The 24,993-nt window shown below is 67.1% G+C and carries 35 protein-coding genes; 34 read left to right on the forward strand and 1 reads right to left on the reverse strand.

Annotation, left to right across the window (positions count from 1 at the left end; all coding sequences use genetic code 11):
- From rpsG to truA, 34 genes are all read left to right on the forward strand, one after another.
- Complete coding sequence (gene rpsG / locus PV679_RS11420; RefSeq protein ID WP_030742163.1) at nt 1-471, forward strand: 30S ribosomal protein S7; 471 nt, start codon at nt 1-3, stop codon at nt 469-471.
- A 38-nt stretch (nt 472-509) separates the two neighbouring features.
- A complete protein-coding gene (fusA, locus tag PV679_RS11425; RefSeq protein ID WP_319680011.1) occupies nt 510-2,636 on the forward strand; it encodes an elongation factor G in 2,127 nt (708 codons plus the stop codon).
- A 153-nt stretch (nt 2,637-2,789) separates the two neighbouring features.
- The gene (tuf, locus tag PV679_RS11430; RefSeq protein WP_319680012.1) at nt 2,790-3,983 is read left to right on the forward strand and encodes an elongation factor Tu; all 1,194 of its coding nucleotides are present in this window, start codon (nt 2,790-2,792) and stop codon (nt 3,981-3,983) included.
- Between the two features lie 600 nt (nt 3,984-4,583).
- The gene (rpsJ, locus tag PV679_RS11435; protein ID WP_003948644.1) at nt 4,584-4,892 is read left to right on the forward strand and encodes a 30S ribosomal protein S10; all 309 of its coding nucleotides are present in this window, start codon (nt 4,584-4,586) and stop codon (nt 4,890-4,892) included.
- Between the two features lie 14 nt (nt 4,893-4,906).
- Nucleotides 4,907-5,551, forward strand: a complete 645-nt coding sequence (gene rplC, locus PV679_RS11440; RefSeq protein ID WP_319680013.1) for a 50S ribosomal protein L3 — start codon at nt 4,907-4,909, stop codon at nt 5,549-5,551.
- A gap of 8 nt (nt 5,552-5,559) precedes the next feature.
- Nucleotides 5,560-6,216, forward strand: a complete 657-nt coding sequence (rplD, locus tag PV679_RS11445; RefSeq protein WP_319680014.1) for a 50S ribosomal protein L4 — start codon at nt 5,560-5,562, stop codon at nt 6,214-6,216.
- On the forward strand, nt 6,216-6,533 hold the full coding sequence (gene rplW, locus PV679_RS11450; RefSeq protein ID WP_161308664.1) for a 50S ribosomal protein L23: 318 nt from the start codon (nt 6,216-6,218) through the stop codon (nt 6,531-6,533). Before rplD ends, rplW begins: the two co-directional genes overlap by 1 nt.
- A gap of 47 nt (nt 6,534-6,580) precedes the next feature.
- Nucleotides 6,581-7,417, forward strand: coding sequence for a 50S ribosomal protein L2 (gene rplB / locus PV679_RS11455; RefSeq protein WP_114659660.1), 837 nt, complete (start codon nt 6,581-6,583; stop codon nt 7,415-7,417).
- Nucleotides 7,418-7,429: 12 nt separating this feature from the next.
- On the forward strand, nt 7,430-7,711 hold the full coding sequence (rpsS, locus tag PV679_RS11460) for a 30S ribosomal protein S19 (RefSeq protein WP_030351437.1): 282 nt from the start codon (nt 7,430-7,432) through the stop codon (nt 7,709-7,711).
- A 42-nt stretch (nt 7,712-7,753) separates the two neighbouring features.
- Nucleotides 7,754-8,101 carry a 50S ribosomal protein L22 gene (gene rplV, locus PV679_RS11465; RefSeq protein WP_026249422.1) on the forward strand — a complete coding sequence of 116 codons (348 nt, stop codon included), beginning with the start codon at nt 7,754-7,756 and terminating at the stop codon, nt 8,099-8,101.
- Complete coding sequence (rpsC, locus tag PV679_RS11470) at nt 8,101-8,952, forward strand: 30S ribosomal protein S3 (protein ID WP_319680015.1); 852 nt, start codon at nt 8,101-8,103, stop codon at nt 8,950-8,952. Before rplV ends, rpsC begins: the two co-directional genes overlap by 1 nt.
- 5 nt (nt 8,953-8,957) lie before the next feature.
- A complete protein-coding gene (gene rplP / locus PV679_RS11475; protein WP_014047785.1) occupies nt 8,958-9,377 on the forward strand; it encodes a 50S ribosomal protein L16 in 420 nt (139 codons plus the stop codon).
- Nucleotides 9,377-9,601, forward strand: coding sequence for a 50S ribosomal protein L29 (gene rpmC, locus PV679_RS11480; RefSeq protein WP_319680016.1), 225 nt, complete (start codon nt 9,377-9,379; stop codon nt 9,599-9,601). Before rplP ends, rpmC begins: the two co-directional genes overlap by 1 nt.
- Nucleotides 9,601-9,909, forward strand: coding sequence for a 30S ribosomal protein S17 (rpsQ, locus tag PV679_RS11485; protein WP_319680017.1), 309 nt, complete (start codon nt 9,601-9,603; stop codon nt 9,907-9,909). Before rpmC ends, rpsQ begins: the two co-directional genes overlap by 1 nt.
- A gap of 106 nt (nt 9,910-10,015) precedes the next feature.
- The gene (rplN, locus tag PV679_RS11490) at nt 10,016-10,384 is read left to right on the forward strand and encodes a 50S ribosomal protein L14 (protein ID WP_023539336.1); all 369 of its coding nucleotides are present in this window, start codon (nt 10,016-10,018) and stop codon (nt 10,382-10,384) included.
- 2 nt (nt 10,385-10,386) lie between these two features.
- Nucleotides 10,387-10,710, forward strand: a complete 324-nt coding sequence (gene rplX, locus PV679_RS11495; RefSeq protein WP_030351442.1) for a 50S ribosomal protein L24 — start codon at nt 10,387-10,389, stop codon at nt 10,708-10,710.
- Nucleotides 10,710-11,267 (forward strand): 50S ribosomal protein L5, encoded by a 558-nt coding sequence (gene rplE, locus PV679_RS11500; RefSeq protein ID WP_319680018.1) that lies wholly within the window; start codon nt 10,710-10,712, stop codon nt 11,265-11,267. The genes rplX and rplE overlap by 1 nt, the downstream gene beginning before the upstream one ends.
- A gap of 2 nt (nt 11,268-11,269) precedes the next feature.
- On the forward strand, nt 11,270-11,455 hold the full coding sequence (locus tag PV679_RS11505; RefSeq protein WP_003948630.1) for a type Z 30S ribosomal protein S14: 186 nt from the start codon (nt 11,270-11,272) through the stop codon (nt 11,453-11,455).
- Nucleotides 11,456-11,692: 237 nt separating this feature from the next.
- Entirely contained in the window at nt 11,693-12,091 is a 399-nt protein-coding gene (gene rpsH, locus PV679_RS11510; protein WP_319680019.1) for a 30S ribosomal protein S8, read from the forward strand.
- Between the two features lie 21 nt (nt 12,092-12,112).
- On the forward strand, nt 12,113-12,652 hold the full coding sequence (gene rplF, locus PV679_RS11515) for a 50S ribosomal protein L6 (protein ID WP_319680020.1): 540 nt from the start codon (nt 12,113-12,115) through the stop codon (nt 12,650-12,652).
- A gap of 3 nt (nt 12,653-12,655) precedes the next feature.
- Nucleotides 12,656-13,039 carry a 50S ribosomal protein L18 gene (gene rplR / locus PV679_RS11520; RefSeq protein WP_319680021.1) on the forward strand — a complete coding sequence of 128 codons (384 nt, stop codon included), beginning with the start codon at nt 12,656-12,658 and terminating at the stop codon, nt 13,037-13,039.
- A gap of 46 nt (nt 13,040-13,085) precedes the next feature.
- Nucleotides 13,086-13,691 carry a 30S ribosomal protein S5 gene (gene rpsE / locus PV679_RS11525; protein ID WP_128554712.1) on the forward strand — a complete coding sequence of 202 codons (606 nt, stop codon included), beginning with the start codon at nt 13,086-13,088 and terminating at the stop codon, nt 13,689-13,691.
- Nucleotides 13,691-13,873, forward strand: coding sequence for a 50S ribosomal protein L30 (rpmD, locus tag PV679_RS11530; RefSeq protein WP_319680022.1), 183 nt, complete (start codon nt 13,691-13,693; stop codon nt 13,871-13,873). Before rpsE ends, rpmD begins: the two co-directional genes overlap by 1 nt.
- Nucleotide 13,874: 1 nt before the next feature.
- Nucleotides 13,875-14,330 carry a 50S ribosomal protein L15 gene (rplO, locus tag PV679_RS11535; protein ID WP_319680023.1) on the forward strand — a complete coding sequence of 152 codons (456 nt, stop codon included), beginning with the start codon at nt 13,875-13,877 and terminating at the stop codon, nt 14,328-14,330.
- Nucleotides 14,331-14,585: 255 nt separating this feature from the next.
- Nucleotides 14,586-15,905 (forward strand): preprotein translocase subunit SecY, encoded by a 1,320-nt coding sequence (gene secY / locus PV679_RS11540; RefSeq protein WP_319680024.1) that lies wholly within the window; start codon nt 14,586-14,588, stop codon nt 15,903-15,905.
- Nucleotides 15,905-16,573 carry an adenylate kinase gene (locus PV679_RS11545; protein ID WP_319680025.1) on the forward strand — a complete coding sequence of 223 codons (669 nt, stop codon included), beginning with the start codon at nt 15,905-15,907 and terminating at the stop codon, nt 16,571-16,573. Before secY ends, PV679_RS11545 begins: the two co-directional genes overlap by 1 nt.
- 113 nt (nt 16,574-16,686) lie before the next feature.
- A complete protein-coding gene (gene map, locus PV679_RS11550) occupies nt 16,687-17,523 on the forward strand; it encodes a type I methionyl aminopeptidase (protein ID WP_319680026.1) in 837 nt (278 codons plus the stop codon).
- A 193-nt stretch (nt 17,524-17,716) separates the two neighbouring features.
- Complete coding sequence (gene infA, locus PV679_RS11555) at nt 17,717-17,938, forward strand: translation initiation factor IF-1 (protein ID WP_003956442.1); 222 nt, start codon at nt 17,717-17,719, stop codon at nt 17,936-17,938.
- A 54-nt stretch (nt 17,939-17,992) separates the two neighbouring features.
- Nucleotides 17,993-18,106, forward strand: coding sequence for a 50S ribosomal protein L36 (gene rpmJ / locus PV679_RS11560; protein WP_009740505.1), 114 nt, complete (start codon nt 17,993-17,995; stop codon nt 18,104-18,106).
- 196 nt (nt 18,107-18,302) lie between these two features.
- Entirely contained in the window at nt 18,303-18,683 is a 381-nt protein-coding gene (rpsM, locus tag PV679_RS11565) for a 30S ribosomal protein S13 (protein WP_319680027.1), read from the forward strand.
- 66 nt (nt 18,684-18,749) lie between these two features.
- Entirely contained in the window at nt 18,750-19,154 is a 405-nt protein-coding gene (rpsK, locus tag PV679_RS11570) for a 30S ribosomal protein S11 (RefSeq protein ID WP_003956432.1), read from the forward strand.
- Nucleotides 19,155-19,282: 128 nt separating this feature from the next.
- Nucleotides 19,283-20,305, forward strand: coding sequence for a DNA-directed RNA polymerase subunit alpha (locus tag PV679_RS11575; protein ID WP_319680028.1), 1,023 nt, complete (start codon nt 19,283-19,285; stop codon nt 20,303-20,305).
- A 134-nt stretch (nt 20,306-20,439) separates the two neighbouring features.
- The gene (rplQ, locus tag PV679_RS11580) at nt 20,440-20,937 is read left to right on the forward strand and encodes a 50S ribosomal protein L17 (protein WP_319680029.1); all 498 of its coding nucleotides are present in this window, start codon (nt 20,440-20,442) and stop codon (nt 20,935-20,937) included.
- Between the two features lie 72 nt (nt 20,938-21,009).
- Nucleotides 21,010-21,873 carry a tRNA pseudouridine(38-40) synthase TruA gene (gene truA / locus PV679_RS11585; protein ID WP_319680030.1) on the forward strand — a complete coding sequence of 288 codons (864 nt, stop codon included), beginning with the start codon at nt 21,010-21,012 and terminating at the stop codon, nt 21,871-21,873.
- Between the two features lie 2 nt (nt 21,874-21,875).
- Here truA and PV679_RS11590 read toward each other — a convergent pair whose 3' ends face one another.
- The gene (locus PV679_RS11590) at nt 21,876-24,926 is read right to left on the reverse strand and encodes a glycosyltransferase family A protein (protein WP_319680031.1); all 3,051 of its coding nucleotides are present in this window, start codon (nt 24,924-24,926) and stop codon (nt 21,876-21,878) included.
- Nucleotides 24,927-24,993: the final 67 nt, after the last annotated feature.

Consider the following 24,993-nt stretch of genomic DNA (forward strand, 5'->3'; position numbering starts at 1 on the left):
ATGCCTCGTAAGGGCCCTGCCCCGAAGCGCCCGGTCATCATCGACCCGGTCTACGGTTCTCCTCTTGTCACGTCGCTGATCAACAAGATCCTGCTCAACGGCAAGCGTTCCACCGCCGAGCGGATCGTGTACGGCGCCATGGAAGGCCTCCGCGAGAAGACCGGCAACGACCCGGTCATCACGCTGAAGCGCGCGCTTGAGAACGTCAAGCCCACGCTTGAGGTCAAGTCCCGCCGTGTCGGTGGTGCCACCTACCAGGTGCCGATCGAGGTCAAGCCCGGTCGCGCCGCCACCCTCGCTCTGCGCTGGGTCGTGGGTTACTCCCGCGCCCGTCGCGAGAAGACCATGACCGAACGCCTCATGAACGAGCTGCTCGACGCCTCCAACGGTCTCGGCGCCTCGGTCAAGAAGCGTGAGGACACGCACAAGATGGCCGAGTCCAACAAGGCCTTCGCGCACTACCGCTGGTAGTCGCTACCCCCATCGAGACCGAGAGAAGACTGAGCCAAATGGCCACCACTTCGCTTGACCTGGCCAGGGTCCGCAACATCGGGATCATGGCCCACATCGACGCGGGCAAGACGACGACCACCGAGCGCATCCTGTTTTACACCGGTGTGAGCTACAAGATCGGTGAGGTCCACGACGGCGCTGCCACGATGGACTGGATGGAGCAGGAGCAGGAGCGCGGCATCACGATCACGTCCGCCGCGACGACCTGTCACTGGCCGCTCGAGGACGTCGACCACACCATCAACATCATCGACACCCCGGGTCACGTGGACTTCACGGTCGAGGTGGAGCGTTCGCTCCGCGTGCTCGACGGCGCCGTCACCGTGTTCGACGGTGTCGCCGGTGTGGAGCCGCAGTCCGAGACGGTGTGGCGTCAGGCCGACCGTTACGGCGTGCCCCGCATCTGTTTCGTCAACAAGCTCGACCGGACCGGCGCGGAGTTCCACCGCTGCGTCGACATGATCTCGGACCGCCTCGGCGCGACCCCGATCGTCATGCAGCTTCCGATCGGTGCCGAGATGGACTTCAAGGGCGTCGTCGACCTCGTGACGATGAAGGCCTTTGTCTGGTCCGCCGAGGCTGCCAAGGGCGAGATGTACGACGTCGTCGACATCCCCGCGACGCACACCGAGGCGGCCGAGGAGTGGCGCGGCAAGCTGCTGGAGACCGTCGCCGAGAACGACGACGAGCTGATGGAGCTGTACCTGGAGGGCCAGGAGCCTTCCGTGGAGCAGCTCTACGCGGCGATCCGCCGTATCACCATCGCGTCCGGCAAGTCCGACGGCATCACCGTCACCCCGGTGTTCTGTGGCACCGCGTTCAAGAACAAGGGCGTCCAGCCCCTGCTCGACGCGGTCGTGCGCTACCTGCCTTCTCCCCTGGACGTCGAGGCCATCGAGGGCCGCGACGTGAAGGACCCGGAGCTGGTCGTCAAGCGCAGGCCCTCCGACGACGAGCCGCTGTCGGCGCTGGCGTTCAAGATCATGAGCGACCCGCACCTCGGCAAGCTCACGTTCGTCCGGGTGTACTCCGGCCGTCTGGAGTCCGGCACCGCGGTGCTGAACTCCGTGAAGGGCCGCAAGGAGCGCATCGGCAAGATCTACCGTATGCACGCGAACAAGCGTGAGGAGATCGAGGCCGTGGGCGCCGGCGACATCGTCGCCGTGATGGGCCTGAAGCAGACCACCACCGGTGAGACGCTGAGCGACGAGAAGAACCCGGTGATCCTGGAGTCCATGGACTTCCCGGCGCCGGTCATCGAGGTCGCGATCGAGCCCAAGTCCAAGGGCGACCAGGAGAAGCTGGGTGTCGCCATCCAGCGTCTCGCGGAGGAGGACCCCTCCTTCCAGGTGCACACCAACGAGGAGACCGGCCAGACCGTCATCGGCGGTATGGGCGAGCTCCACCTTGAGGTGCTGGTCGACCGCATGAGGCGCGAGTTCCGCGTCGAGGCGAACGTCGGCAAGCCGCAGGTCGCTTACCGTGAGACGATCCGTAAGGCCGTCGAGCGGGTGGACTACACCCACAAGAAGCAGACCGGTGGTACGGGTCAGTTCGCCAAGGTGCAGATCGCGATCGAGCCCATCGAGGGCGGCGACACCTCGTACGAGTTCGTGAACAAGGTCACCGGTGGCCGTATCCCGAAGGAGTACATCCCTTCGGTGGACGCCGGTGCGCAGGAGGCCATGCAGTTCGGCATCCTCGCCGGTTACGAGATGACCGGTGTCCGCCTGACGCTGCTCGACGGTGCGTACCACGAGGTCGACTCCTCCGAACTCGCGTTCAAGATCGCCGGATCGCAGGCCTTCAAGGAGGCCGCGCGCAAGGCGTCTCCCGTGCTCCTTGAGCCCATGATGGCCGTTGAGGTCACCACGCCCGAGGACTACATGGGCGATGTCATCGGCGACATCAACTCCCGCCGTGGCCAGATCCAGGCCATGGAGGAGCGGGCCGGCGCCCGGGTCGTCAAGGGCCTGGTGCCGCTTTCGGAGATGTTCGGCTACGTCGGAGACCTCCGAAGCAAGACCTCGGGTCGCGCAAGCTACTCGATGCAGTTCGACTCCTACGCCGAGGTTCCCCGGAACGTCGCTGAGGAGATCATCGCGAAGGCCAAGGGCGAGTAGCTCTTCCGAGCGCACGCTTTAGGCTTGTCACCGGCAAGCTCTGGGGCATTCCGGCCGAATCACGGCCGGGATGCCCCGGGCCCCGGCATCCCAGCAAAGATCACCTGGCGCCGATGAGTAAGGCGTACAGAACCACTCCACAGGAGGACCCCAGTGGCGAAGGCGAAGTTCGAGCGGACTAAGCCGCACGTCAACATCGGCACCATCGGTCACATCGACCACGGTAAGACGACCCTCACGGCCGCCATTACCAAGGTGCTGCATGACGCGTTTCCGGACCTGAACGAGGCCTCGGCCTTCGACCAGATCGACAAGGCTCCTGAGGAGCGCCAGCGCGGTATCACCATCTCCATCGCGCACGTCGAGTACCAGACGGAGTCGCGTCACTACGCGCACGTCGACTGCCCCGGTCACGCGGACTACATCAAGAACATGATCACGGGTGCGGCGCAGATGGACGGCGCCATCCTCGTGGTCGCCGCCACCGACGGCCCGATGCCGCAGACCAAGGAGCACGTGCTCCTGGCCCGCCAGGTCGGCGTGCCGTACATCGTTGTCGCGCTGAACAAGGCCGACATGGTGGACGACGAGGAGATCATGGAGCTCGTCGAGCTTGAGGTACGTGAGCTCCTCTCCGAGTACGAGTTCCCGGGCGACGACCTTCCGGTCGTGCGTGTCTCGGCGCTCAAGGCGCTTGAGGGCGACAAGGAGTGGGGCCAGTCGGTCCTGAACCTGATGGCCGCCGTCGACGAGGCGATCCCGCAGCCCGAGCGCGACGTCGACAAGCCGTTCCTGATGCCGATCGAGGACGTCTTCACGATCACCGGTCGTGGCACCGTCGTCACCGGTCGTATCGAGCGTGGTGTGCTCAAGGTCAACGAGACCGTCGACATCGTCGGTATCAAGCAGGACAAGACCACCACCACGGTCACCGGCATCGAGATGTTCCGCAAGCTGCTCGACGAGGGCCAGGCCGGTGAGAACGTCGGTCTGCTCCTCCGTGGCATCAAGCGCGAGGACGTCGAGCGCGGTCAGGTCATCATCAAGCCGGGTTCGGTCACGCCGCACACCAGCTTCGAGGCCCAGGCCTACATCCTGTCGAAGGACGAGGGTGGCCGTCACACCCCCTTCTTCAACAACTACCGCCCGCAGTTCTACTTCCGTACCACGGACGTGACCGGCGTCGTGACCCTCCCCGAGGGCACCGAGATGGTCATGCCGGGCGACAACACCGTCATGACGGTCGAGCTGATCCAGCCCGTCGCCATGGAAGAGGGCCTGAAGTTCGCCATCCGTGAGGGTGGCCGGACCGTGGGCGCCGGCCAGGTCACCAAGATCAACAAGTAGTTCTGTCGATCTGACCTGGTAGCTCCTTCAAGAGCATCCAGCAGGGGCCCCGCACCGCAGTCCGTGAGGACGGTGGCGCGGGGCCCCTGTGCTGTGTCCGCGGTGACCCGAGGCGCCGTGTCCGGAGGCCGGCGCGGGGGGCCTGAACAGCGAGGCGGGTTCGCGTGCGGAGCGGGCCCGCGTTTGATGACCCGCGTTGACGGGGTACCCTTTCGGGCCGCGATTGGCCAGGGCTGTAGGGCCTATGGCACACTGTTCAGGTTGCTCGGTTGAGTGCCGATGCTGCGCGCCTCCCGCCGGGAGGACCGGAAGCGAGTCCCACAGTACTCGTCGTCCCAACTGCCTTACGGGCAGCGCTGGGACGGACGTACGGGAATCTTCCGGGAAGTGTCAGCGGGGCTCCGGCCAGGCGCCCGGTGGGTGTTCTGCCCCCGGCTCGCGGACTTGGGCCGCACCCTTTGGCAGGGAAAATCCTTCGGGAGTTTTCGTGGAGGGGATGCGACACGCCCGACCGCGTGGGTCGGAGCAGGACCGTGTGTTTGATGGTGCAGGGCCCAGCGGGTTCCAGAGCGTTACGAGAGACAGGACTACGAAGCAGCCATGGCGGGACAGAAGATCCGCATCCGGCTCAAGGCCTACGACCACGAGGTCATCGATTCCTCGGCGAAGAAGATCGTCGAGACGGTGACGCGTACTGGTGCGTCGGTCGCGGGCCCGGTGCCGCTGCCCACTGAGAAGAACGTGTACTGCGTCATCAAGTCGCCGCACAAGTACAAGGACTCGCGCGAGCACTTCGAGATGCGCACGCACAAGCGCCTGATCGACATTCTCGACCCGACGCCCAAGACCGTTGACTCGTTGATGCGCCTGGACCTTCCGGCCGGCGTCGACATCGAGATCAAGCTCTGAGAGGCGCGGAAGAGATGGCAAAGCAGATCAAGGGTGTCCTGGGCGAGAAGCTCGGCATGACCCAGGTCTGGGACGAGAACAACCGTGTCGTCCCGGTGACCGTCGTCAAGGCCGGGCCCTGCGTTGTTACCCAGGTCCGTACGAATGACTCCGACGGCTACGAGTCGGTCCAGATCGCCTTCGGCGAGATCGACCCGCGCAAGGTGAACAAGCCCCTCAAGGGCCACTTCGCCAAGGCCGACGTGACCCCCCGCCGCCACCTGGTGGAGCTGCGTACCTCCGACGCGAGCGAGTACACGCTCGGCCAGGAGGTCACCGCCGATGTGTTCGAGTCCGGCGTCAAGGTTGACGTCACGGGCAAGAGCAAGGGCAAGGGCTTCGCCGGTGTCATGAAGCGTCACAACTTCAAGGGCCTCGGCGCCGGTCACGGCACCCAGCGCAAGCACCGCTCTCCCGGCTCCATCGGTGGCTGCGCCACCCCGGGCCGTGTGTTCAAGGGCATGCGGATGGCCGGCCGTATGGGCAACGAGCGCGTGACCACCCAGAACCTGACCGTTCATGCCGTTGACGCGGAAAAGGGCCTGATCCTGATCAAGGGTGCGGTTCCTGGTCCGAACGGCGGCCTCGTCCTGGTCCGTACCGCGGCCAAGGGGGCCTGAGGTAACTGATGAGCACTGTTGACATCCTTTCGCCGGCAGGCGACAAGGCCGGGACCGTCGAACTCCCCGCGGAGATCTTCGACGCCAAGGTCAGCATTCCGCTGATCCACCAGGTCGTTGTCGCCCAGCTGGCCGCTGCCCGCCAGGGCACGCACAAGACCAAGACCCGCGGCGAAGTCCGTGGTGGTGGCAAGAAGCCGTACCGCCAGAAGGGCACCGGCCGCGCCCGTCAGGGTTCGACCCGTGCGCCGCAGTTCGCCGGCGGTGGCGTCGTTCACGGCCCCCAGCCGCGTGACTACTCGCAGCGGACGCCGAAGAAGATGAAGGCCGCCGCCCTGCGCGGTGCCCTCACCGACCGGGCCCGCCACTCCCGTATCCACGTCGTCTCCGGCGTGGTCGAGGACGCGGTGTCCACCAAGGCCGCCAAGGCCCTGCTGGGCAAGATCAGCGAGCGCAAGCACGTGCTCCTGGTCGCCGAGCGGGCCGACGAGGCCGCGTGGCTGTCCGCACGCAACCTGCCCCAGGTGCACATCCTGGCGCCGGGCCAGCTCAACACGTATGACGTGCTCGTCTCCGACGACGTGGTCTTCACCAAGGCCGCCTTCGAGTCCTTCGTGTCTGGCCCTTCCAAGGCCGCTGAAGACAACGAGGGGAGTGAAGCCTGATGGCCGAGATCACCAGCAAGACCTTCCACGACCACCGCGACATCCTCGTGAAGCCCGTGGTGTCCGAGAAGAGCTACGCGCTGCTCGACGAGAACAAGTACACGTTCATCGTGGCGCCCACCGCCAACAAGACCCAGATCAAGCAGGCCGTGGAAGCGGTCTTCTCGGTCAAGGTCGCAGGGGTCAACACGATCAACCGCCAGGGCAAGCGCAAGCGCACCCGCACCGGTTTCGGCAAGCGCGCCAACACCAAGCGCGCCATCGTGACCCTTGCTGAGGGCGACCGTATCGACATCTTCGGCGGCCCGGCCTCCTGACGGAGGCTGGATCGTTCAGAAGTCCGGAATCTTCCGAGGACTGAGAAATGGGTATCCGCAAGTACAAGCCGACGACCCCGGGCCGTCGTGGCTCCAGCGTCGCCGACTTTGTCGAGATCACGCGGTCCACGCCGGAGAAGTCGCTGGTCCGCCCGCTGCACAGCAAGGGCGGCCGTAACAACGCCGGTCGTGTGACCGTTCGCCACCAGGGTGGTGGCCACAAGCGCGCCTACCGCGTGATCGACTTCCGTCGTCACGACAAGGACGGCGTGCCTGCCAAGGTCGCGCACATCGAGTACGACCCGAACCGCACCGCGCGCATCGCGCTGCTGCACTACGCAGACGGCGAGAAGCGCTACATCATCGCCCCGGCGAAGCTCAGCCAGGGCGACCGGGTTGAGAACGGCCCCGGGGCCGACATCAAGCCGGGCAACAACCTGCCGCTGCGCAACATCCCGGTGGGTACGACGATCCACGCCATCGAGATGCGTCCCGGCGGCGGCGCGAAGATCTCCCGCTCCGCGGGCGCTTCGGTGCAGCTGCTGGCGAAGGAGGGCTCCATGGCCACCCTTCGTATGCCCTCCGGCGAGGTCCGGATGGTCGACGTACGCTGCCGCGCCACGATCGGCGAGGTCGGCAACGCCGAGCAGTCGAACATCAACTGGGGCAAGGCCGGCCGTATGCGCTGGAAGGGCGTTCGCCCGACCGTCCGCGGTGTCGCGATGAACCCGGTCGACCACCCGCACGGTGGTGGTGAGGGCAAGACCTCCGGTGGACGTCACCCGGTCAGCCCGTGGGGTCAGAAGGAAGGTCGTACTCGCTCGCCGAAGAAGGCAAGCAGCAAGTACATCGTCCGCCGCCGCAAGACGAACAAGAAGCGCTAGGAGCGGGTTTAGATGCCGCGCAGTCTCAAGAAGGGGCCCTTCGTCGACGACCACCTGATCAAGAAGGTGGATGTCCAGAACGAAGCAGGCACCAAGAACGTCATCAAGACCTGGTCCCGTCGCTCGATGATCGTCCCGGCCATGCTGGGCCACACGATCGCGGTGCACAACGGCAAGATCCACGTCCCGGTGTTCGTCACCGAGTCGATGGTCGGCCACAAGCTCGGCGAGTTCTCGCCGACTCGCACCTTCCGCGGCCACGTCAAGGACGACCGGAAGTCGAAGCGCCGCTAACGCGGGGTGGAACCGACTATGACTAACACCGAAGGGACAACCATGGAAGCCAGGGCCCAGGCGCGGTACATCCGCGTCACGCCCATGAAGGCCCGCCGCGTGGTGGACCTCATCCGTGGCATGGATGCCACGGAGGCTCAGGCGGTCCTGCGTTTCGCCCCGCAGGCCGCGAGCGTGCCGGTCGGCAAGGTGCTTGACAGCGCCATTGCCAACGCCGCGCACAACTACGACCACACCGACGCCAACTCGCTGGTCATCAGCGAGGCGTACGTGGACGAAGGTCCGACCCTGAAGCGGTTCCGTCCGCGTGCCCAGGGCCGTGCCTACCGGATCCGTAAGCGGACCAGCCACATCACCGTGGTCGTCAGCAGCAAGGAAGGAACCCGGTAATGGGCCAGAAGGTTAACCCGCATGGGTTCCGGCTCGGTATCACCACGGACTTCAAGTCCCGCTGGTACGCCGACAAGCTGTACAAGGACTACGTCAAGGAAGACGTCGCCATTCGTCGCATGATGACGAAGGGCATGGAGCGGGCCGGCATCTCGAAGGTCGAGATCGAGCGCACCCGCGACCGCGTCCGCGTTGACATCCACACCGCGCGTCCGGGCATCGTCATCGGCCGCCGCGGCGCCGAGGCCGACCGTATCCGCGGCGAGCTGGAGAAGCTGACCGGCAAGCAGGTCCAGCTCAACATCCTTGAGGTCAAGAACCCCGAGGTGGACGCTCAGCTGGTGGCCCAGGCCGTCGCCGAGCAGCTCTCCTCGCGTGTCTCCTTCCGTCGCGCCATGCGTAAGAGCATGCAGTCGACGATGAAGGCCGGCGCCAAGGGCATCAAGATCCAGTGCGGTGGCCGTCTCGGCGGCGCCGAGATGTCCCGCTCGGAGTTCTACCGCGAGGGCCGTGTGCCCCTGCACACGCTCCGCGCGAACGTGGATTACGGCTTCTTCGAGGCCAAGACGACCTTCGGCCGTATCGGTGTGAAGGTCTGGATCTACAAGGGCGACGTCAAGAACATCGCCGAGGTGCGTGCCGAGAACGCCGCGGCCCGCGCCGGCAACCGTCCGGCCCGTGGTGGCGGCAACGACCGTCCCGCCGGCCGTGGTGGCCGTGGTGGCGAGCGTGGCGGCCGTGGCCGCAAGCCGCAGCAGAGCCCGGCAGCCGAGGCCCCCAAGGCCGACGCCGCCGCTGCCGCACCGGCCGCTGAGGCGACGTCCTCTTCTACCGGCGGAACGGAGGCCTGACCGAAATGCTGATCCCCCGTAGGGTCAAGCACCGCAAGCAGCACCACCCGAAGCGCAGCGGTATGTCCAAGGGTGGGACGCAGGTTGCGTTCGGCGAGTACGGCATCCAGGCGCTGACCCCGGCATACGTGACGAACCGTCAGATCGAGGCCGCTCGTATCGCGATGACCCGTCACATCAAGCGTGGCGGCAAGGTCTGGATCAACATCTACCCGGACCGTCCGCTCACCAAGAAGCCTGCCGAGACCCGCATGGGTTCCGGTAAGGGTTCCCCCGAGTGGTGGATCGCGAACGTCAAGCCCGGTCGGGTGATGTTCGAGCTGTCCTACCCGAACGAGAAGATTGCGCGTGAGGCGCTTACCCGCGCTGCTCACAAGCTTCCGATGAAGTGCCGGATCGTTCGGCGCGAGGCAGGTGAGTCGTGATGGCGGCCGTTACCAAGGCGTCCGAACTGCGCGAGCTGGGCGACGAGGAGCTTCTCGGCAAGCTTCGCGAGGCCAAGGAAGAGCTGTTCAACCTCCGCTTCCAGGCGGCGACCGGTCAGCTCGAAAACCACGGTCGGCTGAAGGCCGTCCGGAAGGACATCGCGCGGATCTACACCCTGATGCGTGAGCGCGAGCTGGGCATCGAGACGGTGGAGAGCGCCTGATGAGCGAGAGCAACGTGACTGAGAACACTGCGAACACCAGCGGCACCGCCGCGGGCGACCGCGGATTCCGCAAGACCCGCGAGGGCCTTGTTGTCAGCGACAAGATGGACAAGACCGTCGTCGTCGCCGTCGAGGACCGTGTGAAGCACGCGCTGTACGGCAAGGTCATCCGCCGTACGAACAAGCTCAAGGCGCACGACGAGCAGAACGCCGCCGGCATCGGCGACCGCGTCCTCCTGATGGAGACCCGGCCGCTGTCCGCCACGAAGCGGTGGCGCATCGTCGAGATCCTCGAAAAGGCCAAGTAAACCCCTCCGAGGGGGCTTCCCCTCGGAATAGTTCCGCCAGGCTCGGTGGGGTCCGTGAGTCACTCGCGGCCCCCACCGGGAACCGGCAGACGATCAGGAGATAGACGTGATCCAGCAGGAGTCGCGACTGCGTGTCGCCGACAACACTGGTGCCAAGGAGATCCTTTGCATCCGTGTTCTCGGTGGCTCGGGTCGCCGCTACGCGGGCATCGGTGACGTCATCGTCGCCACCGTCAAGGACGCGATCCCCGGTGGCAACGTGAAGAAGGGTGACGTCATCAAGGCGGTCATCGTTCGCACCGTCAAGGAGCGCCGCCGCCAGGACGGCTCGTACATCCGTTTCGACGAGAACGCCGCTGTCATTCTGAAGAACGACGGCGACCCTCGTGGCACCCGTATCTTCGGCCCGGTGGGCCGTGAGCTGCGCGAGAAGAAGTTCATGAAGATCATCTCGCTCGCGCCGGAGGTGCTGTAAGCATGAAGATCAAGAAGGGCGACCTGGTTCAGGTCATCACCGGTAAGGACAAGGGCAAGCAGGGCAAGGTCATCGTGGCCTATCCCACGCAGGACCGTGTTCTCGTCGAGGGTGTCAACCGGGTCAAGAAGCACACCAAGGCCGGTCAGACGGCTCGCGGTTCGCAGACCGGCGGCATTGTCACCACCGAGGCCCCCATTCACATCAGCAACGTTCAGCTGGTCGTGGAGAAGGACGGCAAGAAGGTTGTCACCCGCGTCGGCTACCGCTTTGACGACGAGGGCAACAAGATCCGCGTTGCCAAGCGGACCGGTGAGGACATCTGATGACGACCACCACTGCACCGCGTCTGAAGCTGCGCTACCGCGAGGAGATCGCGGGCAAGCTGCGTGAGCAGTTCTCCTACGAGAACGTCATGCAGATCCCCGGCCTCGTGAAGATCGTGGTCAACATGGGTGTGGGCGACGCCGCCCGCGACTCCAAGCTGATCGAGGGCGCCATCCGCGACCTCACCACGATCACCGGCCAGAAGCCGTCCGTCACCAAGGCCCGGAAGTCCATCGCGCAGTTCAAGCTGCGTGAGGGTCAGCCGATCGGCTGCCACGTCACCCTCCGCGGTGACCGCATGTGGGAGTTCCTGGACCGTACGCTGTCGCTCGCGCTGCCGCGTATCCGTGACTTCCGCGGCCTGTCGCCGAAGCAGTTCGACGGCCGTGGCAACTACACCTTCGGTCTCACGGAGCAGGTCATGTTCCACGAGATCGACCAGGACAAGATCGACCGGGTCCGGGGCATGGACATCACCGTGGTCACCACGGCGACCAACGACGACGAGGGTCGTGCCCTCCTTCGTCACCTCGGCTTCCCGTTCAAGGAGAACTGACCGTGGCGAAGAAGGCACTGATCGCTAAGGCCGCCCGCAAGCCGAAGTTCGGCGTGCGCGGTTACACCCGCTGCCAGCGCTGCGGCCGTCCCCACTCCGTTTACCGCAAGTTCGGCCTGTGCCGCGTATGCCTCCGTGAGATGGCACACCGCGGCGAGCTGCCGGGCGTCACCAAGAGCTCCTGGTAATTCCCTTTTTGGGAATTACCCGAAGCTCTCGGTAAGCAACTGGTTGGCGGGAGCCCTTCCTCATATGCCGTAGGCTTGTGGGGTTGGGCGCCCGCTGATCCGGACCGCCCGCGGGCCATAGCCCGCTGACAACGCTTACTACGCCGTAGGTCCCCGCACCGCACCCGTCCCGGCTCTGATCGGGGAGAGGGATGGCGCATACAGGAAACCCCGGCGAGAGAGGCCGAAGGCCAATTCATGACCATGACTGATCCCATCGCAGACATGCTCACGCGTCTGCGTAACGCGAACTCGGCATACCACGACGATGTCGTGATGCCGCACAGCAAGATCAAGTCGCACATCGCGGAAATCCTCCAGCAGGAGGGCTTCATCACCGGCTGGAAGGTCGAGGACGCCGAGGTCGGCAAGAACCTCGTCCTGGAGCTGAAGTTCGGCCCGAACCGCGAGCGTTCGATCGCCGGCATCAAGCGCATCTCCAAGCCGGGTCTGCGCGTGTACGCGAAGTCCACCAACCTGCCGAAGGTCCTGGGCGGCCTGGGCGTGGCGATCATCTCCACGTCCCACGGTCTTCTGACCGGCCAGCAGGCAGGCAAGAAGGGCGTAGGTGGGGAAGTCCTCGCCTACGTCTGGTAGTCGGGAACGGAGGAAAAGCTCATGTCGCGAATCGGCAAGCTCCCCATCCAGGTTCCCGCCGGTGTGGACGTCACCATCGAAGGCCGTACGGTCGCGGTGAAGGGCCCGAAGGGTTCTCTCTCGCACACCGTTGCCGCGCCGATCGAGGTCACCAAGGGCGATGACGGCACGCTTCTCGTGCTGCGCCCCAACGACGAGCGTCAGAACAAGGCCCTGCACGGCCTGTCCCGCACGCTGGTGGCGAACATGATCACCGGCGTGACCCAGGGTTACGTCAAGGCGCTCGAAATCAGCGGTGTCGGTTACCGCGTCCAGGCGAAGGGCTCCAACCTGGAGTTCGCCCTGGGCTACAGCCACCCGATCCTCATCGAGGCCCCTGAAGGCATCACCTTCAAGGTGGAGAACCCCACTCGGTTCTCCGTCGAGGGCATCGACAAGCAGAGGGTCGGCGAGGTCGCCGCCAAGATCCGCAAGCTGCGGAAGCCCGACCCGTACAAGGCCAAGGGCGTCAAGTACGCGGGCGAGGTCATCCGCCGCAAGGTCGGAAAGGCTGGTAAGTAAGCCATGGCATACGGTGTCAAGATCGCCAAGGGCAAGGCCTACAAGGCCGCTGCCATCAAGCGCCGGCACATCCGCGTCCGCAAGAAGGTGTCGGGCACGCTGGAGCGTCCCCGCCTTGTTGTGACGCGTTCCAACCGCCACATGGTGGCTCAGGTCATCGACGACATCGCGGGCCACACGCTCGCGTCGGCGTCGACCCTGGACACCTCGATCCGCGGTGTGGAAGGTGACAAGAGCGCCCAGGCCAAGCAGGTCGGGTCGCTGGTCGCCGAGCGCGCCAAGGCGGCCGGTGTCGAGGCCGTCGTGTTCGATCGTGGTGGCAACCAGTACGCCGGGCGGATTGCCGCTCTGGCTGACGCCGCCCGCGAGGCCGGGCTGAAGTTCTGAGCCCCGGTTCCGGAGCTAGCGGACGTAACAGAGAGAGGTAGATCCAATGGCTGGACCCCAGCGCCGCGGAAGCGGTGCCGGTGGCGGCGAGCGGCGGGACCGGAAGGGCCGTGACGGCGGTGCGGCCGCGGCCGAGAAGACCGCGTACGTCGAGCGCGTCGTCGCGATCAACCGCGTCGCCAAGGTCGTGAAGGGTGGTCGTCGCTTCAGCTTCACCGCGCTGGTCGTGGTGGGCGACGGTGACGGCACCGTGGGTGTCGGTTACGGCAAGGCCAAGGAGGTGCCGGCCGCCATCGCCAAGGGTGTTGAGGAGGCCAAGAAGCACTTCTTCAAGGTCCCCCGTATCCAGGGCACCATCCCTCACCCGATCCAGGGCGAGAAGGCCGCGGGCGTTGTCCTGCTCAAGCCGGCTTCCCCCGGTACCGGCGTTATCGCCGGTGGCCCGGTGCGTGCCGTGCTGGAGTGCGCGGGCGTGCACGACATCCTGTCGAAGTCGCTCGGCTCGGACAACGCGATCAACATCGTGCACGCGACCGTGGCGGCCCTTCAGGGCCTGCAGCGTCCCGAGGAGATCGCGGCCCGCCGCGGTCTGCCCCTTGAGGACGTCGCCCCCGCGGCTCTGCTGCGTGCGCGAGCGGGAGCGGGTGCGTAATGGCTCGCATCAAGATCACGCAGACGAAGTCGTACATCGGCAGCAAGCAGAACCACCGCGACACCCTGCGTTCGCTCGGGCTCAAGCGCCTGCACGACGTGGTTGTCAAGGAGGACCGTCCCGAGTTCCGCGGCATGGTGCACACCGTCCGCCACCTCGTGACGGTTGAGGAGGTCGACTGACATGGCGGAGAACAACCCGCTGAAGGTCCACAACCTCCGTCCTGCCCCGGGCGCCAAGACCGCCAAGACCCGTGTGGGTCGTGGTGAGGCGTCCAAGGGTAAGACCGCAGGTCGTGGCACCAAGGGCACCAAGGCCCGCTACCAGGTTCCGGAGCGCTTCGAGGGTGGGCAGATGCCCCTCCACATGCGTCTCCCGAAGCTCAAGGGCTTCAAGAACCCGTTCCGCACCGAGTACCAGGTCGTGAACCTGGACAAGCTCGCGGACCTCTACCCCGAGGGCGGCGAGGTCACGGTGGCCGATCTGGTCACCAAGGGCGCGGTACGCAAGAACAGCCTCGTCAAGGTCCTGGGCCAGGGCGAGATCTCCGTGGCACTGCAGGTTTCGGTCAACGCCGTCTCCGGCTCCGCCAAGGAGAAGATTGCCGCCGCCGGCGGCACCGTCACCGAGCTCGTCTGAGACCACTCGATGGCCTGAACACCCAACCGGGGATGCCTCTCATAAGGGGCATCCCCGGTTGGTCGTTCCAAGGTGGGCACAGTCGCCGGTATGGTGGCGTGCATTATTGCTGTATTGAAGCCGGGAGCTCGCTCCCGGACCCCCGCCGCGCGGCGTGTCCGCAGGGGTTCCTCGCGCGGTACCGCTTGTTCCGTATCCGTCGATCCTCAATACCGTCACCTCTGACGCAGTAGCGCGGGGGTCGCAGGAGGCACCGTGCTCACCGCGTTCGCCCGGGCGTTCAAGACGCCCGACCTGCGCAAGAAGCTGCTCTTCACACTCGCCATCATCGTGCTGTACCGGCTCGGGGCGCATATCCCCGTGCCCGGCGTCAGTTACGAGAATGTCCAGACTTGTGTCGACGCGGCCCAGAAGGGCAACAACGGCCTGTTCGGGCTCGTGAACATGTTCAGTGGCGGGGCGCTGCTGCAGATCACGATCTTCGCGCTCGGCATCATGCCGTACATCACAGCGAGTATCATCCTGCAGCTTCTGACCGTGGTCATCCCTCGGCTGGAGGCCCTCAAGAAGGAGGGCAGTTCCGGCCAGACCAAGATCACGCAGTACACGCGTTATCTGACGGTCGCCCTCGCCGTGCTGCAGGGCACGGGCCTGGTCGCCACCGCGCGCAGCGGTGCGCTCTTCAGCGGCTGCCCGGTCGCCTCGGAGATCGTTCCCGACCGGTCGATCTTTGTCACCGTCACCATGGTGATCACCATGACCGCGGGTACCGCGGCGGTCATGTGGCTCGGCGAGCTGATCACCGACCGTGGCATCGGCAACGGCATGTCCATCCTGATGTTCATCTCGATCGCCGCCGGGTTCCCCGGTGCGCTGTGGGCCATCAAGCAGAGCGGCACGCTCGCCAAGGGCTGGATCGAGTTCGGCACGGTCATTCTGATCGGCTTCGTGATGGTGGGCCTGGTCGTCTTCGTCGAGCAGGCGCAGCGCCGGATCCCCGTGCAGTACGCGAAGCGCATGATCGGCCGCAGGTCCTACGGCGGTACGTCCACGTACATCCCGCTGAAGGTCAACCAGGCGGGTGTCATCCCGGTCATCTTCGCCTCGTCGCTGCTGTACATCCCGGCGCTGATCGCGCAGTTCTCCAACTCGAACGCGGGCTGGAAGACGTGGATCGAGGCGCACTTCGTCAAGGGCGACCACCCGTATTACATCGCCACGTACTTCCTGCTGATCGTGTTCTTCGCCTTCTTCTATGTGGCCATCTCGTTCAACCCCGAAGAAGTCGCGGACAACATGAAGAAGTATGGTGGCTTCATCCCGGGTATCCGGGCAGGTCGACCTACTGCCGAGTATCTGAGCTACGTGCTCAACAGGATCACTTGGCCGGGCTCGCTGTACCTGGGTCTGATTGCTCTTGTCCCGACGATGGCGTTGGCAGGCTTCGGCGGTGCGAACCAGAACTTCCCGTTCGGCGGGACAAGCATCCTGATCATCGTGGGTGTGGGTCTGGAGACCGTGAAGCAGATCGAGAGCCAGCTTCAGCAGCGCAATTACGAAGGGTTCCTCCGCTGATGCGAATCGTCCTCGTCGGGCCGCCCGGTGCCGGCAAGGGAACGCAGGCCGCGTACCTCGCCAAGAACTTGTCGGTCCCGCACATCTCCACGGGCGACCTGTTCCGCGCCAACATCAGCCAGGGCACGGAGCTCGGCAAGAAGGCGAAGGCGTACATGGACGCCGGCGAGCTGGTGCCCGACGAGGTGACGATCGCGATGGCGCGGGACCGGATGTCGCAGCCGGACGCCGGCAACGGCTTTCTGCTGGACGGCTTCCCGCGCAATCTCTCGCAGGCCAAGGCGCTGGACGAGGCGCTCAAGGAGGACGGTGTCCGGCTGGACGCCGTGCTGGACCTTGAGGTCCCCGAGGAGGAGGTCGTGAAGCGGATCGCCGGCCGGCGTGTCTGCCGCAACGACAGTTCGCATGTCTTCCATGTGACGTACAGCCCGCCGAAGCAGGAAGGTGTCTGCGACGTCTGCGGCGGCGAGCTGTACCAGCGGGACGACGACTCCGAGGAGACGGTGCGGACGCGGCTGGAGGTCTACCACACGCAGACCGAGCCGATCATCGATCACTACAAGGCCCAGGGCCTGGTCGTGACGATCTCCGCGCTCGGCAAGGTCACCGAGGTGACCGAGCGCGCGATGGAGGCGCTTCAGCAGGCCCGGGCCGCCCGGGCCTCCTGAGCGGAGCGGTACCAGTAAGGCCGTGGTGTCCCTCGGACACCACGGCCTTACTGTTGAACAGGTTGTGAGCGGACATGGTGTCCCGGTCGAAGAGTCAGGTGGAAGGCACAGTCATGGTGGAGATCAAGACTCCCGAGCAGATCGCGAAGATGCGTGAGGCGGGGCTGGTCGTCGCCGCTGTGCACGCGGCCACGGCCGAGGCCGCGGTGCCCGGTGCCACCACGAAGGATCTCGACGAGGTCGCCCGCAAGGTGCTGGCCGAGCACGGCGCGAAGTCGAACTTCCTCGGCTACGGCGGGTTTCCCGCGACGATCTGCACCTCGGTGAACAATGTCGTCGTCCATGGCATCCCGGACGAGAAGACCGTCCTCAAGGACGGCGACATCATCTCCATCGACGCCGGTGCGATCATCGACGGCTGGCACGGCGACGCCGCCTTCACCGCGTTCGTCGGCTCCGGTCACGCACCGGAGCTGATCGAGCTGTCCCGGGTGACCGAGGAGTCGATGTGGGCCGGTATCGCGGCGATGCGGAACGGCAGCCGGCTGGTGGACGTGTCCCGGGCCATCGAGAACTACATCCGCCGCCAGCCCCGGCCGGGCGGCGGCAAATACGGGATCATCGAGGATTACGGCGGCCATGGCATCGGCACCCAGATGCATATGGACCCGCATCTGCTGAACTACGTCTCGCGCAAGCGCGGCAAGGGTCCCAAGCTGGTGCCCGGCTTCTGTCTGGCGATCGAGCCGATGGTGTCGCTCGGTACGCCCCGGACGGATGTGCTGGAGGACGACTGGACCGTCATCACCACCGACGGCACCTGGTCCTCGCACTGGGAGCACTCGGTCGCGCTCACGGACGAGGGCCTGCTGGTCCTGACGTCGCCCGACGGCGGCCGGGCGAAGCTGGCGGAGCTGGGTGTGACCGCCGCTCCCGACCCCCTCGCCTGACCCCTGTCGGCGGGATGTGTCGGACAGGGCCTGGCGGCCCGGAATTCGCTTAGAAATCTCCACCGGTGGGCAGACTCAACGGATTCGTCTTTTCGAGTGTGCTGCCGTAGACTGACGCGTCGGCTCTGGTGTACCCGTGTGTCCGCATACGGCGGCGAGAGTCGATCAAGGTAGCCGATTCGAAGGGCGAAGCGTGGCCAAGAAGCAAGGTGCCATCGAAATTGAGGGCACCGTGATCGAGTCCCTCCCGAACGCCATGTTCAAGGTGGAACTCCAGAACGGTCACAAGGTCCTCGCGCACATCAGCGGCAAGATGCGGATGCACTACATCCGAATCCTTCCCGATGACCGGGTCGTGGTGGAGCTGTCTCCGTACGACCTGACGCGTGGCCGGATCGTCTACCGATACAAGTAGATCTTGCAGACGCCCCTTCCCGGGGTGTCCGCACTGACCCGGAGAACCTTAATCATGAAGGTCAAGCCGAGCGTCAAGAAGATCTGCGACAAGTGCAAGGTGATCCGCCGTCACGGCCGGGTCATGGTCATCTGTGAAAACCTGCGCCACAAGCAGCGCCAGGGCTGACGCAAGACCGCCTGCCTCTCGCAGTACTTCGCGCGACGCGAGCAACTCGTACATACGCAGTGTCCGACGCCCATGGGATGGGCGGCGACACCTCCGGCGGAGGCCGGGGACCCGGAAGCGTTCCTGCGCATACGCAGGGACACCGCTGTCCGGGAGAGACACTGCGGAAGACCTCCGACACCAACAGGAGCCATGAATGGCACGCCTCGCAGGCGTTGACCTCCCGCGCGAAAAGCGCGTCGAGGTCGCCCTCACCTACGTCTTCGGTATCGGGCGCACCCGGTCCAAGGAGACGCTCGCCGCCACCGGTATCGACCCCAACGTGCGCGTGCGTGATCTCGCCGAGGAAGACCTCGTCAAGATCCGCGAGTACGTCGACGGCAACCTCAAGACCGAGGGTGACCTCCGTCGCGAGATCGCCGCCGACATCCGCCGCAAGGTCGAGATCGGCTGCTACCAGGGTCTGCGTCACCGCCGCGGACTGCCGGTGCACGGTCAGCGCACCAGCACGAACGCTCGTACCCGCAAGGGCCCGCGTCGCGCGATCGCCGGCAAGAAGAAGCCGGGCAAGAAGTAGTCCTCAGCGGACGCTGATCAGCGGTCTTCGCTGTAGGACCGACCACCTCCACGCAGGAGTAAAGACATGCCTCCTAAGGGCCGTCAGGGCGCAGCCAAGAAGGTGCGCCGCAAGGAAAAGAAGAACGTCGCTCATGGGCACGCCCACATCAAGAGCACGTTCAACAACACGATCGTCTCGATCACCGACCCTTCGGGCAATGTGATCTCCTGGGCCTCCGCCGGCCACGTCGGCTTCAAGGGCTCGCGCAAGTCCACTCCCTTCGCCGCGCAGATGGCCGCCGAGTCGGCCGCCCGCCGCGCGCAGGAGCACGGCATGCGCAAGGTCGACGTCTTCGTCAAGGGTCCCGGCTCCGGCCGTGAGACCGCGATCCGCTCGCTCCAGGCCACCGGCCTGGAGGTGGGTTCGATCCAGGACGTCACGCCCACCCCGCACAACGGCTGCCGCCCGCCGAAGCGCCGCCGCGTCTGACCCTGTGCCCCTTCGCGGGGGCCGCAGGTGATGGACTTCGCGGGCGGTACGGCGCTTCGGTGCCGTACCGCCCGTACGCTTGTTCCGTTGGCATCAAATAGTGGGTGCCAAGACTGGAGGATCCCACCATGCTTATCGCTCAGCGTCCTTCGTTGACCGAAGAGGTCGTCGACGAATACCGCTCCCGGTTCGTCATCGAGCCGCTGGAGCCGGGCTTCGGTTACACGCTCGGCAACTCCCTTCGCCGTACGCTCCTCTCCTCGATCCCCGGTGCCGCCGTCACCAGCATCCGGATCGACGGTGTCCTGCACGAGTTCACCACCGTGCCGGGCGTCAAGGAGGACGTCACCGACCTCATCCTGAACATCAAGCAGCTCGTCGTCTCCTCGGAGCACGACGAGCCGGTCGTGATGTACCTGCGCAAGCAGGGCCCCGGCCTGGTCACCGCCGCTGACATCGCCCCGCCGGCCGGTGTCGAGGTCCACAACCCGGACCTCGTTCTGGCGACGCTGAACGGCAAGGGCAAGCTGGAGATGGAGCTGACCGTCGAGCGCGGTCGCGGCTATGTCTCCGCCGTGCAGAACAAGCAGGTGGGCCAGGAGATCGGCCGTATCCCGGTCGACTCCATCTACTCGCCGGTGCTCAAGGTCACGTACAAGGTCGAGGCGACCCGTGTCGAGCAGCGCACCGACTTCGACAAGCTGATCGTCGACGTCGAGACCAAGCAGGCCATGCGGCCGCGCGACGCCATGGCGTCCGCCGGCAAGACCCTGGTCGAGCTGTTCGGTCTGGCGCGCGAGCTCAACATCGACGCCGAGGGCATCGACATGGGCCCGTCGCCCACGGACGCCGCGCTCGCCGCCGATCTCGCCCTGCCGATCGAGGAGCTGGAGCTCACCGTTCGGTCGTACAACTGCCTCAAGCGCGAGGGCATCCACTCGGTGGGTGAGCTGGTGGCGCGTTCCGAGGCCGATCTGCTCGACATCCGTAACTTCGGTGCGAAGTCGATCGACGAGGTCAAGGCCAAGCTGAACGGCATGGGCCTGGCGCTCAAGGACAGCCCGCCCGGATTCGACCCGACCGCCGCGGCCGACGCCTTCGGCGCGGACGACGACGCGGACGCCGGTTTCGTCGAGACCGAGCAGTACTGATCGCCTCCGGCCAGAGGCGTCCGGTCCGCCGGGTGTCTCCGGCCGGAGCGAGTGAATCTTCCGGCGGGCGGCCGCCCGCCGGGAACTGACACCGGTACCTGATACGGCCGGTGCAGATATGAAGGAGTAACACCATGCCGAAGCCCGCCAAGGGTGCCCGTCTGGGCGGCAGCGCCGCGCACGAGAAGCTGCTTCTCGCGAACCTCGCGAAGTCGCTCTTCGAGCACGGCCGCATCACCACGACCGAGGCCAAGGCCCGCCGCCTGCGTCCGGTCGCGGAGCGTCTGATCACCAAGGCGAAGCGCGGCGACATCCACAACCGTCGCCTGGTGCTGCAGTCGATCACGGACAAGGGCGTCGTGCACACGCTCTTCACCGAGATCGCTCCGCGGTACGAGAACCGCCCCGGTGGTTACACGCGTATCACCAAGATCGGCAACCGTCGTGGCGACAACGCCCCGATGGCGGTCATCGAGCTGGTCGAGGCCCTGACCGTGGCGCAGGAGGCCACCGGTGAGGCCGAGGCGGCGACGAAGCGCGCGGTCAAGGAAGACGCCCTCAAGAAGGACGAGGCTCCGGCCGAGACCGTCGAGGACGCCAAGCCGGCCGAGTCGGAGTCCAAGGACGCCTGAGCGTTCCACGGCTGACGGACGGGCCCGCTCCCTCACGGGGGCGGGCCCGTTCCGCTTTGAGAGGATCATCGGGTGAGCGAGGACATCGAGGGCGCGGCGCCCGGACACGTACGGGTGCGGCTGGATCTCTCGTACGACGGCAAGGACTTCTCCGGCTGGGCGAAGCAGGCCACCCGGCGCACCGTCCAGGGAGAGATCGAGGACGCGCTGCGTACGGTGACGCGCTCCTCGCGCACGTATGAGCTGACGGTCGCCGGACGCACGGACGCGGGAGTGCACGCGCGCGGACAGGTCGCGCATGTCGATCTGCCGGAGGACGTGTGGGCCGAGCACCGGGAGCGGCTGCTGAGGCGGCTCGCGGGACGGCTCGGGCACGATGTACGGGTGTGGCGGGTGGCCGAGGCGCCGCCGGGTTTCAACGCGCGTTTCTCGGCGGTCTGGCGGCGTTACGCGTACCGGGTGGTGGACCATCCCGGCGGTGTCGATCCGCTGTCGCGCGGTCATGTGCTGTGGCACGACTGGCCGTTGGACGTGGCGGCGATGAACGCGGCGTCGGCCGGTCTGCTCGGCGAGCACGACTTCGCGGCGTACTGCAAGAGACGCGAGGGCGCGACGACCATCCGTACGCTCCAGCGGCTGGAGTGGGAGCGGGACGCGCACGGGATCATCACCGCGACGGTGCGGGCCGATGCCTTCTGCCACAACATGGTGCGCTCGCTGGTCGGCGCGCTGCTGTTCGTCGGAGACGGGCACCGGGGCGTGGAGTGGCCGGCGAAGGTGCTGGCCGCCGGTGTCCGGGACTCGGCGGTGCATGTCGTGCGGCCGCACGGGCTGACGCTGGAGGAAGTGGGCTATCCGGCCGACGAGCTGCTGGCCGCGCGCAGCCGGCTGGCCCGGAACAAGCGGACGCTGGGCGGCGCGGCCGGCTGCTGCTGAGCTCAGGGACGGCGCAGCCGCCGGGCCAGCCGGCGCAGCGCTCCCGGCCCCGGTCTGCCGGCCGTCGGCTGCTCGGAGGCCGTGACCCGCAGGGACAGACCGTGTCCCGGGCCGGTCCGGTACGGGATGATCCGGCGGTCCGGCAGAGCGGGATGCGGGACCGGCGCGAGGTCCTCGGGGCCGCCGGGGCCGCGCGGCGCGCCGAGCCTGGCGGTCCTGGTCCAGCCGAGCGCGGTGAGGCGTACGTACAGGTCCCAGACGCCGTCGCCGAGCGGTGCGCCGTCCACGGCGGTGCGCGGATCCAGGTGCGCGGTCCCGGCGACGCTCAGCGTGCCGTCGGCGCGGCGGACGGCGGTGTCCGTCGCGGGCCGGTACTCGGCGCCGGTGCCGCGCTCGCGGAGCACAAGGACGGCCGAGGCCCGGTCCGGTGCGTCGGCGCCGGTGAGCGGTTCACCGGCGAACCGGCCGCGCAGGGCCGGTGACAGGCCGGCCGGTACGAGTACCTGCCCGCCGGCGGCGGTGGTGACGGCCAGGAGGCCGTCGCCCGCGCGCGGTTCGCCGGTGAACGCCAGCCGCAGCCGGCCGTCCCGCCAGGACAGCGCGTCCAGCCGGGCCCGGCAGACGACGGAGGCTTCCCATCGGGCGAGGGCCACCAGATCGTCGAGGCGGTCGTCGGCGATCAGTCCGACGGCCAGCCGGCGTACGGCGGGCAGTCCCGCCACCGCGCCGTCGCAGACGCCGGACACGACGAGCTCGCGGATCGCCTGGAACAGCGCGCGCCGGTCGTCCTCGGCCAGGTCGAGAAAGCGTTTGCCGGTCAGCCGGTCGAGGATCTCCACGCGCAGCCACCGCCGGTGCAGCCGGTCGCGGCCGGCGCCGGGTCCGGTGAGGCCGTCGACGGTTTCCACGAGCGCGCGCAGCGCGGGATAGAACACGCCGGGCGGTACGTCGGAGGTGCTCCGCCGCTCGCCGTGGTGGTAGCAGAGATGGCTGCCGAGGACGGCGGTACGGCCCGCGCGCAGGATGGCCTCCGCGGTGAACGCCTGCTCGGCCAGCGGCCCCGGGCCGCCGCGGAAGCGGAGTCCGTGCTCGGTGAGAAAGGCGCGGTGGAACAGCTTGTCGGCGGTCAGGCTGTCGGCCAGCGGGTCCTGGGCGAGGGTGGCCCTGGGCCGGTCCCGCGCGAACAGCTCGCGCGGCACGGACCTGCCCGCGGGCTTGCCGGCGACGATGTCGGCGTCGTGCTCGATGCCGTACGCGTACATCCGCTCCAGGGCCCGGTCGCCGAGCCGGTCGCCGGGCTCCAGGTAGAGCACGTACTCACCGGTGGCGGCGGCGGTCCCGGTGTCGCGCGGGTCGGCGCCGGGTGCGGTCTCCGTGACCGTGATCACCTCGATGTCCCGGGACGGCAGGCTCTGGGCCGCCAGCGAGGCGAGCGTGTCCGCCACCGCCTCCGGGACCGCTCCGGCCGTCGGCAGGACGACGCTGACCTTCGGCGGTCGCGGACCGGAGGCGCGGTCGGTGGCGCGTACGGTCAGGGTCAGCCCGCCGGTGCCGAGCGCGGGCGTGATCAGATGGCCGCCGATGATCTCCGGCGCGGGCAGGTCCCGGACGTGGCCCGTCGCCTTCGCGAGCCGTGCGTACCGGTCGAGCCCGGCTCCGGTGAGCCGGACCTGGATCTCCCAGCCGCCCTCGGCCGGTGGTCCGCCGCCGGCGGCGCGCAGCGGGTCGATGATGACGGTGCCGCGGACGACGGGAAGGACCCGGGCCGGGTCCTGGCCGCCGAGGCCGGGCGCTTCTTCGAGGACGAGACGGGTCTCGTGCGGCAGGAGCCACGTCACCGAGGTGTCCTGGTGGCGCAGGTTCGCCGCGATCCGGAAGCTGGTCGGCTCAGCGGTGACCTCGACGGGTTCGCCGGTCACACCGTCGGTGAGCGCGGGATCCAGGAAGTGGCGGCCGTCGTGCCGGGTCAGGATCAGCGGAGCGCCGTCCGGCCCGGTCCGGAACCGGGCGCTGATCCCGGCCCGCAGCCGTCCTCTGCGCCAGCCGAGCGAGTCCAGCCGGGCCTCGGCCCGCAGCGGAGCGGCCCGCCGGGCCAGCTCCAGCAGCGCGTCCGGCCGATCGTCCCGGACCAGCGCGGCGCGGGCCCGCTCCAGGCCGACCAGCCCCGCGTACGCGCCGTCGGTCAGATGCTCCGCCGCCACGGCGCGCAGCGCCCGGAAGAGTGCCGTCCGGTGCTCGGGCTCGTACGCCGGGAAGAAGGGCTCGCTGAGGTACTTGACCATGTCGGCCCGCCAGAAGCGGCGCAGCCAGGTGTCCCGCGTCGGACCCGGCCCGGTCTCGGCGGCCAGCGCGTCGAGGATCCGCCGCAGATTGCCGCTGTAGGTCGCGGGATCCAGCAGGCGCGGGGTGGCGTGGCCGCCGTCCGCCCGCTCCAGATAGAAGTAGCAGGGATAGTCGCCGACGATCGACACGGAGGTGGCGCGGAAGACCGCGGGCACCATGAAGAGCAGGTCCTCACCAACCCAGTGCCCCTCGGGGAAGCGGATGTCCTGTTCGCGCAGAAAGCCGGTCCGGTACATCTTGTGGACGGTGAGGCTGTCGTGGAGCGCCGCCGTGCGGACCGTGCACGACGCCCTGGTGCGGTTCATCAGCGCGTGCGGGACGCCGCGCAGCCGGAAGTCGCTGACGACCTTGCCGATGACGATGTCGGAGGCGTTGGCGTGTCCGAGGTCGTACATGCGCCGGAGGGCTTCGGTGCCCATGAAGTCGTCGTGGTCGACGAATTGCACGTATTCGCCGTGTGCCTGGTCGATCCCGGTGTTGCGCGGCCTGCCCGGCCAGCCCGAGTGGGAGATGCGGGTCAGGCGGAAGTGGTCGTGGACGGCGACCAGGGCCTTGAGCCGGGCCGGAGTGTCATCGGTCGAGCCGTCGTCCACGAAGAGCACCTCGAACTCGTCGCGTGGCAGCGTCTGCCGGAGCATCGACTCGACCAGTGGATCGACATGGTGTCCCGAGTTGTACGTCGGGACCACCACGGTGACCTTGACCGTCATACGTCCCACGCCCTGGGCCCTGTCTGACACATCCCGCCTGGCCTGCGACGCCTGGCACGCACGCGCA

Source organism: Streptomyces sp. AK02-01A, assembly GCF_033795305.1.
In the GTDB taxonomy this organism is placed as follows: Bacteria; Actinomycetota; Actinomycetes; order Streptomycetales; family Streptomycetaceae; genus Streptomyces.

Coding starts and splice junctions, on each gene's coding strand:
- rpsG (WP_030742163.1), top strand. CDS start 1: ATGCCTCGTAAGGGCCCTGCCCCGAAGCGCCCGGTCATCATCGACCCG.
- fusA (WP_319680011.1), top strand. CDS start 510: ATGGCCACCACTTCGCTTGACCTGGCCAGGGTCCGCAACATCGGGATC.
- rpsJ (WP_003948644.1), top strand. CDS start 4,584: ATGGCGGGACAGAAGATCCGCATCCGGCTCAAGGCCTACGACCACGAG.
- rplC (WP_319680013.1), top strand. CDS start 4,907: ATGGCAAAGCAGATCAAGGGTGTCCTGGGCGAGAAGCTCGGCATGACC.
- rplD (WP_319680014.1), top strand. CDS start 5,560: ATGAGCACTGTTGACATCCTTTCGCCGGCAGGCGACAAGGCCGGGACC.
- rplW (WP_161308664.1), top strand. CDS start 6,216: ATGGCCGAGATCACCAGCAAGACCTTCCACGACCACCGCGACATCCTC.
- rplB (WP_114659660.1), top strand. CDS start 6,581: ATGGGTATCCGCAAGTACAAGCCGACGACCCCGGGCCGTCGTGGCTCC.
- rpsS (WP_030351437.1), top strand. CDS start 7,430: ATGCCGCGCAGTCTCAAGAAGGGGCCCTTCGTCGACGACCACCTGATC.
- rplV (WP_026249422.1), top strand. CDS start 7,754: ATGGAAGCCAGGGCCCAGGCGCGGTACATCCGCGTCACGCCCATGAAG.
- rpsC (WP_319680015.1), top strand. CDS start 8,101: ATGGGCCAGAAGGTTAACCCGCATGGGTTCCGGCTCGGTATCACCACG.
- rplP (WP_014047785.1), top strand. CDS start 8,958: ATGCTGATCCCCCGTAGGGTCAAGCACCGCAAGCAGCACCACCCGAAG.
- rpmC (WP_319680016.1), top strand. CDS start 9,377: ATGGCGGCCGTTACCAAGGCGTCCGAACTGCGCGAGCTGGGCGACGAG.
- rpsQ (WP_319680017.1), top strand. CDS start 9,601: ATGAGCGAGAGCAACGTGACTGAGAACACTGCGAACACCAGCGGCACC.
- rplX (WP_030351442.1), top strand. CDS start 10,387: ATGAAGATCAAGAAGGGCGACCTGGTTCAGGTCATCACCGGTAAGGAC.
- rplE (WP_319680018.1), top strand. CDS start 10,710: ATGACGACCACCACTGCACCGCGTCTGAAGCTGCGCTACCGCGAGGAG.
- rpsH (WP_319680019.1), top strand. CDS start 11,693: ATGACCATGACTGATCCCATCGCAGACATGCTCACGCGTCTGCGTAAC.
- rplF (WP_319680020.1), top strand. CDS start 12,113: ATGTCGCGAATCGGCAAGCTCCCCATCCAGGTTCCCGCCGGTGTGGAC.
- rplR (WP_319680021.1), top strand. CDS start 12,656: ATGGCATACGGTGTCAAGATCGCCAAGGGCAAGGCCTACAAGGCCGCT.
- rpsE (WP_128554712.1), top strand. CDS start 13,086: ATGGCTGGACCCCAGCGCCGCGGAAGCGGTGCCGGTGGCGGCGAGCGG.
- rpmD (WP_319680022.1), top strand. CDS start 13,691: ATGGCTCGCATCAAGATCACGCAGACGAAGTCGTACATCGGCAGCAAG.
- rplO (WP_319680023.1), top strand. CDS start 13,875: ATGGCGGAGAACAACCCGCTGAAGGTCCACAACCTCCGTCCTGCCCCG.
- PV679_RS11545 (WP_319680025.1), top strand. CDS start 15,905: ATGCGAATCGTCCTCGTCGGGCCGCCCGGTGCCGGCAAGGGAACGCAG.
- map (WP_319680026.1), top strand. CDS start 16,687: ATGGTGGAGATCAAGACTCCCGAGCAGATCGCGAAGATGCGTGAGGCG.
- rpmJ (WP_009740505.1), top strand. CDS start 17,993: ATGAAGGTCAAGCCGAGCGTCAAGAAGATCTGCGACAAGTGCAAGGTG.
- rpsM (WP_319680027.1), top strand. CDS start 18,303: ATGGCACGCCTCGCAGGCGTTGACCTCCCGCGCGAAAAGCGCGTCGAG.
- rpsK (WP_003956432.1), top strand. CDS start 18,750: ATGCCTCCTAAGGGCCGTCAGGGCGCAGCCAAGAAGGTGCGCCGCAAG.
- PV679_RS11575 (WP_319680028.1), top strand. CDS start 19,283: ATGCTTATCGCTCAGCGTCCTTCGTTGACCGAAGAGGTCGTCGACGAA.
- rplQ (WP_319680029.1), top strand. CDS start 20,440: ATGCCGAAGCCCGCCAAGGGTGCCCGTCTGGGCGGCAGCGCCGCGCAC.
- PV679_RS11590 (WP_319680031.1), bottom strand. CDS start 24,926: ATGACGGTCAAGGTCACCGTGGTGGTCCCGACGTACAACTCGGGACAC.